Genomic DNA, 11291 nt, shown 5'->3' with positions numbered 1-11291 from the left:
GTGCCGCCCGCCCCGGGGCAGCCCGCGGCCCCGGTCACGGTCGCCCGCGTGACGATCCAGGGCGGCACGGTGAGCTTCTCGGACCGGTTCATCAAGCCCAACTACTCGGCGCTCCTGACGGACCTGGCCGGCAGCGTCTCGGGGCTCTCCTCGCAAGCCGGCACCACCGGCGATCTCGAGGTGCGCGGCCGACTCAACCACCTGGCGCCGCTGACGATCAGCGGCAAGATCAACCCGCTGGCGGGGAACCTCTTCCTCGATATCAAGGCCGCGGTGAGGGACATCGAGCTCAACGCCTTCTCCCCCTATACCGGCAAGTACCTCGGCTATGGCATCGAGAAGGGCAAGATGAGCTTCGACGTCGCCTATCGCGTCGAGGACCGGAAACTCAGCGCCGAGAATCGTCTCGTCCTCGATCAGCTCACCTTCGGCGGGAAGGTCGAGAGTCCCGATGCCACGTCGCTGCCGGTCACGCTGGCGGTGGCGCTGCTCAAGGACCGCAACGGCGTCATCGACGTCAACCTGCCGATCGGGGGCTCGCTGGACGATCCGAAGTTCAGCGTCGGCCGGATCATCCTGCAGATCATCCTCAACATCATCGTCAAGGCGGTCACCTCGCCGTTCGCGCTCATCGGCTCGCTCTTCGGCGGCGGCGAGGAGCTCTCGTTCGTGCCCTTCGAGCCCGGCGGCGAGACGCCGTTGCCGGAGGGGCTCAAGCGGATCGACGCCTTGCGCACGGCGCTCGTCGATCGTCCCGGCCTGAGCCTGGAGATCGCGGGCACCGCGGACCCCGTCGCCGACCGCGAGAGCCTGCGCCGCCGGCGCTTCGAGCGGCAGCTCAAGGCCGAGAAGCTCAAGGACACCGCGCGCAAGGGCGTCGCCGCGCCATCCCTCGACGCCGTGGTGATCGAGCCGGCGGAGTACGAGAAATACCTGCGCCGCGCCTACAAGGCCGCGAAGTTCCCCCGGCCGCGCAACTTCCTGGGCATGCTCAAGGAGCTGCCGCTCCAGGAGACGGAGAACCTGCTGCTGACGAACACGCTGGTGACGGACGACGATCTCGTCGACCTCGCCAATCGCCGGGCGCAGGCGGCCAAGGAGACCCTCGCCGCGAACGGGGCCGTGGCGCCGGAGCGGCTCTACCTGCTCGCGCCGGTCGTGGCAGTCCCCGACCCGAAGGACAAGCGGCCGCCCGCCCGCGTGGACTTCACGCTCAAGGCGGGACGGTGATCGTTCGCGTCCACCCGGGGCGGCCGCGGGCCGGATCGCCGCGGGCGGCGGATCGGCCCTTCCTCAGAACGCGCCGCCGGCGCCGCCGCCCCCGAAGGTGCCGCCCTTGCCCTCGATGCCGCGCGGCTCGTCGGGCAGCGACCGGGCCCCGGGCGCCAGCGCGAGCGCCGCCGCGACCGGGAGCAGGCGCTCGCGGCGTCCCTCGTCGTAGAGCGGCGCCGCGGTGAACCCGGCCCGCTCGCCGTCCTTCCCCGCCCGCAGCCAACGCTCGATCAGGAGCGATCCTCCGGCCAGCGCGGCGCCGCCAGCCGCGAGCACCACCCAGAGCGGCGCGACGTGGACGTAGAACCGGACGGTGGCCAGCGACAGGGCCGCGGCGACGATCCCGAGGGCGATGACGCCACGGTCCTTGCGGCGCACGCCCCAGGCGAGCAGCCAGAGCGGGTAGAGCGCCGAGCCGGCCGCCGCGAGCCATCGGGCGATCTCGCCGGCGCGTCGGTGCGGCGCTCCGGCCGCGCGGCCCAGTTCCTCGATCAGCCCCTTGTCCGTGGAGTAGTAGTTCAGGGCGACGTAGACCGCAGCCAGCGCGACGATCCGCACGAGCGCGACCCCGTCGCGGTGCGAGGGGGCGAATTCCCGGCGCCGCAGCGCGGCGTGCGCGCCGAGGGCGAGGCCTGCGGCGACGGTGACCCAGGCGAGGCGGGGGTGGGGGAGCTGCGCCGCCGCCACGAGGATCGCGACCGCGGCGGCCGCGGCATAGAGGCGGAAGCCCCAGCGCCATGCCGCGAGCGCCGACACGGTGGCGGTCCAGGCGAACGCGATCCCGGTCGCGGGTGCCCCGCGCAGGTGGAAGTGGTCGTTCAGGACGAAGGCGGCCGCGGCCAGGAAGGAGACGGCGAGGAGGGACGTCGCCGCCTCCGCGCCCGTCGGCCGGAACGAGCAGCGATCGAGCACCACGTCCGTGAGGAGCGCCAGGGCGGCGCCGGCGGCCAGCAGGATCGTCCCCACGGCGCCGGCCTCGCGCACGCCGAAGGTGATGAAGCCGAAAAAGGTCGCCGCGTAGCAGCCGACGGCGACGCAGATGAAGACGAGGACGCGCCACGCGGCGCCGAGTCGCGGCCCGGGCGCCGGGTGCTCCGCGGTCACGGCCGCCAGCGCGTCGTCGTCGATCAGGCCGCCCTCGTGCCAGCCGCGCGCGGCGCGCCGGACCTCGTCCGCGCGGTCGGCGGCGACCCAGGCCGGCTTCACGCCTCCTCCTTGAAGCGCCGGTGCGCGCGGAGGATCAGGTACAGGGCGCAGAAGCTGCCGGCGGCGACGATGAGCAACGTTCCCTCGTCGAGGTGCAGCTCAAACGCCAGGCGCAACAGTCCGAGCAGCGCGGCGATCACCCCCTGCGCGAAGCAGTCCGAGCGCCGGGCGCGATAGGCGAAGACGATGGTCGCCGCCGATGCGGCGGCGAGCGCCGCGCCCCAACCTGGCGCGAAGGTTTCGTTCCCGGCCCAGGTGCCGGCGACCGCCGCCCCGAGCAGCAGCAGGAGCCCGAGGTTGACGAACGTGGGCTCGAAGTGCGCCTTGCGGTCGCCGCGGCGCAGCAGCAGGCCGGCGCCGACGAAGAGCGCGCCGACGGCGAGGGCATTGAACCGCAGCAGTTCCTCGTGCACGCCGAAGCGCTCGGCCCCCGCAAGCGAGAGCGAGATGCCGCGCCAGGCGGCGAAGGAGGCCAGCGCGAGCGAGAGCACGGCGCGCGAGTCGTAGCGGAAGGCGAAGGCGAGCTGGATGAGCGAGAGCAGCAGCAGGTGCCAGGGCCACGCCGTCCCGAGGAGCTTCAGCTGCGTCTCGAGCCACGCGAGGTCGATCCCCACGAGCAGGACGCCGAGCAGGAGCACGTAGTCGAAGGCGAGCGTCGGCGAGGCGACCGGTCCCCACGAAAAGGGCGGAGAGGTCCGCGTCACGTGCGCCAGGCAAAGTGCGGCGGCGAGCGCGATCAGGGCGCCCACGGCGAGCGGGCCCAGCCGCGCCAGGCTCTCCTTGATCAGGAGCCCCGCCCCGCCCGCGATGAGCGTCACCCCTGCCCAGAGGGCGACCTGCAGCTCCAGGCGCACCGAGACGAGCTCCCCGCGCGCGGCCCGCCCGAAGAACGTCGCCTGCGCCTCGGTGAGAACGCCCCGCTCGCGCAGGCGCGCGACGGCGTCGACGACCGGGCGGCTCATGGGCCGGGCGGCCGCACCCCCTCGCGCAGGATCGGGAAGATCACCGAGATGTCCTGGTCCTCGAGGCCGCGCGGGAACGCCAGCGCGAACAGCTCCTTGACCGTCGCGGCGGTGAAGAGCGGGCGGCGCAGCGTGCGCGCCAGGTCCTGGAGGTAGTGCAGGTCCTTGTAGAGCAGCGCCGCCGTGAAGTGCGGCGTGAAATCGTCGCGCAGGACCTTCTCGCGCTTGGCCGCGAGCACGGTGCCGGCGCCGGGGCCCGCGGCGAGGATCTCCAGCGCCTGCTCGCGCGGGATCCCGACGGCCTCCGCGATCCCGGCCGCGTCGGCGAGGCCCGCGAGGAACGTCGCGAGGACGAGGTTGCTCGCCAGCTTCATCTTGGTCGCCATGCCGGGGGCGCCGAGGTAGAAGATCCGGCTGCCGATCGCCTCGAGCAGCGGCCGCGCGGCCGCGAACGGCGCCTCCTCGCCGCTGACGAGCACGGTCAGCTCGCCGCGCGAGGCCGGCCCGACGCTGCCGAGCACCGGGGCCTCCAGGTACGCGCCGCGCCCCTTGGTCGCCAGGCCGTGCAGGACGGTGGCCAGCTCCACGTGGTTGGTCGAGAGGTCGATGATGGTGCGTCCCTGGGTGTCGCCCGAGAAGATCCCGGACGAGCCGCTGGTGACCGCCCAGACCGCCTCGCTGTCGCGCAGGCAGAGGATGACGGTGCGCGCACGGGTCACCACCTCCGCCGGGCAGGAGGCGGCCTCGCCGAGGCCGGCGGCCTTCTCCGGCGTGCGGTTCCAGACGAGCAGGCGGTGTCCCGCGCCGGCGAGGCGCCCCGCGACCGCGCGCCCGAGCGCGCCGAAGCCGATGAAGCCGACGGTGTCGTTCACGGTTGGTCCTCCTCGGTCGAGCCCGGGCGCCGCGCGGGCCCGACGCTCGTTCCCTTGACGATGTCGTAGACGAACCTGCGGTTCATGCTCGCGTGGGGGTTGTGGCAGAGGTAGCAGATGCGGCTGCGCGCCGTGTCGATGTGCTCGAGGCTGGACGGCTGGTCGTGGCAGCGCACGCACAGCTCCTTCGGCTCCGCCGTGATCAGCGCCTGCCGCGTCGAGCCGTGGGGGTCGTGGCAGACGAGGCACTTGCCCGCCGCGACCGGGCCGTGGACGTAGGGAAAGACCACGGCCAGCTTGCGGTGGCACGCGGTGCACGTCTCGGCCTCGGCGCGCTCGGACGTGCGCCGCAGGCCCGTGTGGCACTCGGCGCAGCGCCCCTCGAGCACCGGACGGTGGTAGCGGTAGGGCGCGATCCCCTGGCCGCCGGTGCCGGCCGCGAACGTGATGGTCCCGGAGAGATCCCGCGCGCGCGCTTCCAGCGTGTGCGCGCCGGCCGACGGCGTCAACGTCGCGGAGAACGTGGTGCCCTCACGCGTGACCTCGGCCACCGGTGAGCCGTCGAGGAGCAGGTTCACGAAGCCGGCCCCGGGGGGGAGCCGTCCGGCGACGACCACCATCCCCGAGGGGATGAACGCCCCGGCCGCGGGCATCAGGAACTCGACCGTGGCGGGGGCGGCCGGCGGCGCGTCGCCTTGGGCCCGGCACGGCGACGCGGCGAGCGCGGCGAGGGCCGCGGCGAGCAGGACGGTCCTCGGGCGCGGGCTCATGGACAACCATTATAGCCCCCGGCGGGGCTACTCGAAGACGACGTCCGGCTGCGGCAGGCGCGAGCGCCGCAGCGATGCCAGTCCCATGACCGCCGCCTCGGCGCCGTCGTGGGAGCGGTCCGTCGCAACGCGCTGCAGCGCGCGCTCCGCCGCCGCGCTGCCGATCTTCGCCAGTGTCGTGGCGCCGTGCAGCCGGACCTCGGCGTCGGCGTCCGCGAGGAGCCGCCCGCACGCTTCGATCCTGCCGCCCTCATCCAGGCGGGCCATGGCGAGGTCGGCGATCGTCGTCCGCAAGCGTAGCCGCGCAAAGCCCTTCGCGCCGGCGAGCGCCGCCTCGAGGGCCGGGAGGTGGGCCGGGTCGCCGGTGGCCGCCACGACGAAGAGGGCGGAGATCGTGTGCGCGTCGCGCAAGTGCGCCAGGGCCAGGGGCACGCCCGTGGTGTCGCCGAGCCGCACGAGGGACCACGCGGCCGCCAGCGCGACGCCGACGTCCGGGTCGGCGAGGGTCGCGCGCAGGGCGGGGGCCGTCTCGGCGCGGCCGGTCCACCCCAGGGCGAACGCCGCCGACTGGCGCTCGCGCGTGCCGGGGCCCTCGCGCAGGATCGCGAGCAGCGCGGGCACCGCCTCCGGGACGCCGAGAGAGCCGATCAGCTTGATGGTCACGAGACGCTCGGGCTGGCCGCGCGTCGCGTCCCGCGCCTGCGTCACCGCGTCCGCGAGCACCGCCGCGCCGTCGCCGGTGAGCAGCTCGAACAGCCGCTGGTGCGCGACGCCCTGCTGCTGGAGGGCGTACGCGTCGAGCAGCTGCTGCCGCCTGGTGCCGGGCCGCACGAGGAAGTACGTCTCGGCCCGGGGGTGCCGGGCGTCGGGTGCCGTCTCCGCCCAGCTCGCCCGCAGCGGCACCAGGCCGCCGAGGGCGGCGCCGATGCGCGCCGCGCCTTCGCGGGCGGGCAGGTCCGCGAACTCGACCGTGACGAGGGCAGTGGGCGGCGCAACGATCGTCAGGCCTGTCTGGGCGCGGACGTTCAACTCCAGCCTTTCGGCGGGCACGGCGCGGGCCCGCAGCGTGAAGCGCGTCTGATCGCCGCCGGCGAGCAGCGCTCCGGGCGTGATCTGGGGAGCGTCGTCCGCGGCCGGCGCGGACGCGGAAACGACAAGCGAAAGCAGCGACACGGCCATCCAGGTCCGCCGCAAGGTGCCCCTCCGTTGCAGAGATCCAGGCGAAACGCCCGGGTTTCGGGGAGGTTCACCCGGCTGGCCGGGAATGTCAAGCAATCACGCGGAGGGGTGGGGGGGCGCCGGTCGGCCGGCGCGCCCCCCCACGGGGACAGGTACGGGCGCCCGGTTCTCTAGTCCGGGTTTCCGTGGCAGAGCACGCTGTTGAAGCACCCCGGCGTGCCGGCTCGTGAGCGATGGCAAAGCGCGCAGGCGCCAGCGTTGGCCTGGGCCGTCGATTGGTGGCTGCTGCCACCGCCGTCCCAGCCGCTCCTGCCGTGCGGCGCGTTCCAGCCGTGGCAGGGGAAGCAGGAGGGCGCCGTCGTCCCGCCGGTGTAGCCGCTGCCGTGGCAGGCGGTGCACGACAGCATCCCGGGCGAGCCCTTGGCCGCGGGTCCGTGCTGGCTCGGCGATCCCCAGCCCGAGGGGTGGGGGCCTTTCACGCCATGGCAGAGGCTGTTGTTGAAGCAGTTCGCCGGCAGGTTGTTGTTCGGGTTGTCGTGGCAGGTCGCGCAGTAGCCGGCCTGCTGCGGGTCGGTCGCCGAGTGGTGCTGCAGCCAGCCACCGGGGTGCGGGTTCTTCTGGCCGTGGCAGAGGCTGTTGTTGAAGCACCCCGGCGTCAGGTTGTTCGCCGGGTTCTTGTGGCACTGCGCGCACATCGACGCCTGCGTCGGGGCCACCTGGACGTGGCTCCTGAGCCAACCGGCCGGGTGACCGCTCCTGGGGCCGTGGCAGAGGCTGTTGTTGAAACAGTTGGCCGGCGCCGTGCTGTTCGGGTTGCGGTGGCAGTTCGCGCACAGCGATGCCTGCGCCGGGTCGGTGACGCTGTGCGTCTGCAGCCAGCCGGCGGGGTGCCCGCCGGGACCGCCGGCGTGACAGGTGCGCCCGTCGAAGGAGGCCGAGAAGCAGCTGACCTTCGCGATGCCGCCGCGCAGGTCGTCGCCGTGGCACTGGACGCAGGCCTCGGGCGTCGCCCGGTACTCGGCCGGGTGCGTCCCGAAGAACTTGTCGGGGTGGCCGGCGTCCGGGTCGAACGGCGCGCCGCGCTCCTTCGAGCAGCCGGCGGCGAGGGCGGCCAGCAGCAACAGGCCGAGTGCGCGGGCCGCGAGGCTCCTCGTTACTTGTGACATGTCGTGCACCTCCTGTCGTTCTTGCGCCCGTGGCAGGGGAAGCACGAGGCCGGATCGAGACGCCCGTCCACGCGGTGCTGGCTGAGGTAGTCCCCGCGGTGGGGCATGGCCGGATCGAAGCGGCTGCCGCGCTTGTCGGACGGCTTGATCTCCTCCTTGTCGCCGTGGCAGTCCGCGCAGGTGGATGCACGGTGGCAGAGGTCGCAGACCCTGCGGTCGTTGACGGCAGCCCTGCCGTGCGAGGTCATCCAGGCCGCGTCGTGGTCGTTCGCCTGGCCTCCGGTGTCATGGCAGCTGCTGCAGATCGGCGCGCCCTTGACCTCCTCGGGGTGGACGCGCGAGGTGCTCTGGGGGCCGGCGCAGGCTGCGATGGCCGCGGCCGCCAGGAGGAGCACGGCCGCGGCGCTCGTGAGGGATCGAATCGTCACGGCTTGCCTCCCTTCTTGGTCGTCGCGTCGTAGCGCCAGAGCAGGGCGACGATGAGCCTCGCGTCGTGCTCGAACTCCGGCGTGACGCCATACTCGCCCGTTGCCGAGAACTCGAGGGCCTTGCTGAGGGCATAGGCGAGGCTCAGCGTCCCCGTGGTGGCGTTCTTCTCGCCGTTGACCGGCTCCTCGAAGACCAGGTGCTCGACCCCCGCGGCGGCCGCGATCGGGCCGACGGGCGTGCTCACGTGCCCCCGGAACTCCTGGTAGCGGTTCTCCGCGACCTCGCCGTCGACCTTGCGGTAGCCGAGGCCGGCGGTGCGGCCGCCGCCGGCCCAGTCCAGGTGGCCGCCGTACGCCTTCGCCTCCTCCGCGACGTCGTACTTGTAGTTGACGTACTCGCCGGTGAGGCTCAGCCCGCCCCAGATCGTCAGCTCCAGCTCGCCGCCGACGCGATCGAGCTTCTCGTTGGCCTCGATGTCGAACGCCTTGTTCGTCACCGCCTTGAAGTAGTGGTCGTAGTCCGTCGAGACCCAGGTCGCCCGCAGGAGCACCCGCCTGACGAAGGGGCCGAGGACGACGCGGTAGTTGTGCTGCGCCCAGCCGTCGTCACGCAGGTCGTAGAAGGAGCTGCCGCCGATCTCGAGGAAGGACAGCGGCGTGAGGACGACGTCGCCCCCGACTTCCTCGCGGGCGGCGCTGCTGTCGTCCTCCTCCCTGAGGTACGACGCGCCGAGGCGGTAGAGGCCGGCGCGCCCCTGCGAGAGGCGCCCGCCGTAGACCCAGTCGCCCGAGCGGCCATCCTCGTCGGTCTCCACCGGCACGCCGCCGAAGGCCGTGACATCAAACCCGGCGGGCAGGTCGCTGCCCACGAGCGCCCCGTCCATGACCTCGTTGCGCGCGACGCCGGCGGTGACGCTGACGCGACCGAGGCGCCCCTCGGCGTTCATCCTCGGGCCGCGCCAGCCGACGTAGCCGTATTGGAGGTCGCCGTTGGTTGTGCGCCCGAACGTCTCGTCGGCCAGGTCGGCCCTGCCCCAGCCGCCCGCGCTCAGATACAGGCCGGGCAGCCCGAGGTTGTCGGCGTCGAGCGCGAGGTACTCATAGAGGAGCACGTGGGTGTCGCCGCCGTCGATGCCCCGGGCCGGGAGGTAGGTCCGCGACGCCACGGAGATGTCGACCGCGGCCGCTGGCGGCGGATTTGGGGCGAGCGCGCCTCCCGAGACCAGCACGAGGACTGACAAGAGGGCACGTTTCTTCACTCGGGCCTCCTTTCGTCGTGACACACGGAAACAGGCGCGAAAACACCTGGCGAACCCCCCAGAAGCAATATATTGCCGGCCTTCAGGGCGGTTAAATGAGGGTATTACCTCATTCTCCGAATCGAAAAAACCCACGCAAAAAAGTCAGCCAACTTTTTGGTTGACATCCTCATGTCATTATAATATTATGACATTATGATTATGAATGTGACAAACGCCGGCAGCACCGGGAGCATCGACAGGAAGAACCTGGAAAAGCTCTACATCCAGGTGATGCGGAGCCTCGTGGACGAAATCGCGAAGGGCACCTGGGCGATCGGGGACCGGATCCCGAGCGAAGCGGAACTCAGCGCCCGCTACGCCGTCAGCAAGATCACCGTCCGGCAGGCGCTGACCAACCTCACGGCGGACGGCTACCTCATCCGCGTCCAGGGCAAGGGGACATTCGTCGCCGGCAACCGACCGGTCGTCGGGCTGACGATGAAGACGAGATTCACTGATGGCTTGTTCGGAGGGGGGGTGACGGAGACACGGGAGGTCGTGCAGAGAGGATTCGCGGAGCCGCCGGCTGAAGTGAGCCGGCTGCTGGGGATCGAAGGGCCGCTCTACCGGATCGCGACGCGCCGTCTTGCCGAGGGCGTGCCCGTCTCGGCGGACGAGTCCTTCCTCGCGCCGGGGCTGCTCCCGGGCGTGGAGGAGCAGAACCTCGAAGGCTTCCGGCTCTTCGGGGCGATCCAGGAGCGGGGGACCCGCAAGGTCTTCCGGATGCGCCAGACGGTCGAGATCACCACCCTCTCGGACGCAGAGGCGCGGATCATCGGGGCGGCGGCGGGCCAGCCGGCGCTGGCGCTGCACCGGCTGCTGATCGGCCCCGAGGACCAGCCCCTGGCCTACAGCCGGCTGGTGGAGATCGGGGAACGGTTCAAGCTCGAGACGGAATTCGAGCGCATCAGGTGACGGGGATCCAGAAGGGAGAAACCATGCACACGGAGGAGGCACGGCGATGAGCGGACCGAGGAGACTCTACGAGTTCCTCATGGCGGCGTCGATAGCCCATGCGAAATGGGACTACGAGGCCTCGATGAGCATCATCAAGAACCGCAAGAAACTGCTCTGGCTGCTGGCGCTGGCGACGCCGATTTTCGCGGTGTCGGCGCTCTCGGCGGCGGACCTGATCGGCAGCAAGACGGCGTACGCGCCGGCGCACTACACGACCACGATCTTCCTCGTCTCGATCGCAGTCGGCCTCGCGGCGGGGCTCATCACCGGCTGCATCGGCGCGGGCGGCGGCTTCATCATCACCCCGGCGCTCATGGCCGCGGGCGTCAAGGGCATCCTCGCGGTGGGCACCGACGTCTTCCACATCTTCGCCAAGGCGATCATGGGGACGACGGTCCACAAGAAGCTCGGCAACATCTCCCTCGGCCTGGCCGTCGCCTTCGTCATCGGTTCCGGGGGCGGGACCTTCCTCGGCGGCTGGCTGAACAAGGCGCTCTACAACAAGGACCCGCTGCTCTCGGAGGCCTTCATCAGCTCCGTCTACGCGGTGCTGCTCGGCTTCCTCGGCTTCTACGCCTTTGCCGACTACTGGAAGTCCCGCAAGGGCACGGCGGACAGCGGCGCCCACGGCGCTCACGGGGGGCCCACCGGGACGACGGGCCTCGCGATCAAGCTGCAGAAAATCACGATCCCGCCGATGATCACCTTCGACGAGGACTTCGGCGGGCGCCAGATCTCCTGGCTCTGGGTCGCCATGGGCGGCGTCGTCGTCGGCGCGCTGGCCGCCATCATGGGCGTCGGCGGCGGCTTTGTGACCTTCCCGATGTTCGTGTACGTGTTCGGCGTATCGTCCATGACCACGGTCGGCACCGACATACTCCAGATAATATTCACGGCCGGGCTCGCGGCAATCACGCAGTACGCGATATATGGCTACGTCTTCTACACCCTCGCGATGGGCATGCTGCTCGGCTCGCTCATAGGCATCCAGGTGGGCGCGCTCACCACCAAGGTCGTCAAGGGTATACACATAAGGGGCTTTTACGCGGTCTCCATCCTCGCGGGCTTCATCAACAGGGCGGCGACGCTTCCCAAGAAGATGGTCGAGCTCGAGATGGTCAACCTGTCCAAACCGCTCGTAAAGGGCATAGAATCGGCGGGCAACATCATATTCTGGG

The 11291-nt window shown here is 71.4% G+C and carries 11 protein-coding genes; 3 read left to right on the top strand and 8 right to left on the bottom strand.

Features of this window, described 5'->3' with window-relative positions; translation table 11 throughout:
- Positions 1-1230, top strand: a 1230-nt coding sequence (locus tag VI078_15570; GenBank protein HEY6000705.1) for a DUF748 domain-containing protein, incomplete at its 5' end; no start/stop codon positions are given.
- Positions 1231-1293: 63 nt separating this feature from the next.
- Here VI078_15570 and VI078_15565 read toward each other — a convergent pair.
- The 8 genes from VI078_15565 to VI078_15530 form a co-directional block, all read right to left on the bottom strand.
- On the bottom strand, positions 1294-2478 hold the full coding sequence (locus tag VI078_15565; GenBank protein ID HEY6000704.1) for a hypothetical protein: 1185 nt from the start codon (positions 2476-2478) through the stop codon (positions 1294-1296).
- Entirely contained in the window at positions 2475-3440 is a 966-nt protein-coding gene (locus VI078_15560) for a hypothetical protein (protein HEY6000703.1), read from the bottom strand. The genes VI078_15565 and VI078_15560 overlap by 4 nt, the downstream gene beginning before the upstream one ends.
- A complete protein-coding gene (locus tag VI078_15555; protein ID HEY6000702.1) occupies positions 3437-4312 on the bottom strand; it encodes an NAD(P)-dependent oxidoreductase in 876 nt (291 codons plus the stop codon). The genes VI078_15560 and VI078_15555 overlap by 4 nt, the downstream gene beginning before the upstream one ends.
- Positions 4309-5082: a cytochrome c3 family protein gene (locus VI078_15550; protein HEY6000701.1), complete on the bottom strand. Its 774-nt coding sequence runs from the start codon at positions 5080-5082 to the stop codon at positions 4309-4311. The genes VI078_15555 and VI078_15550 overlap by 4 nt, the downstream gene beginning before the upstream one ends.
- Positions 5083-5109: 27 nt before the next feature.
- Positions 5110-6276: a HEAT repeat domain-containing protein gene (locus VI078_15545; protein HEY6000700.1), complete on the bottom strand. Its 1167-nt coding sequence runs from the start codon at positions 6274-6276 to the stop codon at positions 5110-5112.
- Positions 6277-6431: 155 nt separating this feature from the next.
- Positions 6432-7427, bottom strand: coding sequence for a hypothetical protein (locus VI078_15540; protein HEY6000699.1), 996 nt, complete (start codon positions 7425-7427; stop codon positions 6432-6434).
- A complete protein-coding gene (locus VI078_15535; GenBank protein ID HEY6000698.1) occupies positions 7415-7855 on the bottom strand; it encodes a cytochrome C in 441 nt (146 codons plus the stop codon). The genes VI078_15540 and VI078_15535 overlap by 13 nt, the downstream gene beginning before the upstream one ends.
- Positions 7852-9114: a hypothetical protein gene (locus VI078_15530; GenBank protein ID HEY6000697.1), complete on the bottom strand. Its 1263-nt coding sequence runs from the start codon at positions 9112-9114 to the stop codon at positions 7852-7854. Before VI078_15530 ends, VI078_15535 begins: the two co-directional genes overlap by 4 nt.
- Before the next feature lie 201 nt (positions 9115-9315).
- Here VI078_15530 and VI078_15525 point away from each other — a divergent pair, with 201 nt between their 5' ends.
- Positions 9316-10071 carry a GntR family transcriptional regulator gene (locus VI078_15525; protein HEY6000696.1) on the top strand — a complete coding sequence of 252 codons (756 nt, stop codon included), beginning with the start codon at positions 9316-9318 and terminating at the stop codon, positions 10069-10071.
- A 46-nt stretch (positions 10072-10117) separates the two neighbouring features.
- A partial coding sequence (locus VI078_15520; GenBank protein ID HEY6000695.1) for a sulfite exporter TauE/SafE family protein occupies positions 10118-11291 on the top strand: 1174 nt, incomplete at its 3' end.

Source organism: bacterium, from assembly GCA_036524115.1.
Classification (GTDB): Bacteria; JAUVQV01; JAUVQV01; order JAUVQV01; family DATDCY01; genus DATDCY01.
Note: the sequence above shows the minus strand (reverse complement) of the source record. Positions and strands in the feature narration are given on the sequence as shown.

Excerpts from the sequence above, each read along its gene's own strand:
- VI078_15525 (HEY6000696.1), top strand. The coding sequence starts at position 9,316 with ATGAATGTGACAAACGCCGGCAGCACCGGGAGCATCGACAGGAAGAAC.
- VI078_15540 (HEY6000699.1), bottom strand. The coding sequence starts at position 7,427 with ATGTCACAAGTAACGAGGAGCCTCGCGGCCCGCGCACTCGGCCTGTTG.
- VI078_15550 (HEY6000701.1), bottom strand. The coding sequence starts at position 5,082 with ATGAGCCCGCGCCCGAGGACCGTCCTGCTCGCCGCGGCCCTCGCCGCG.
- VI078_15560 (HEY6000703.1), bottom strand. The coding sequence starts at position 3,440 with ATGAGCCGCCCGGTCGTCGACGCCGTCGCGCGCCTGCGCGAGCGGGGC.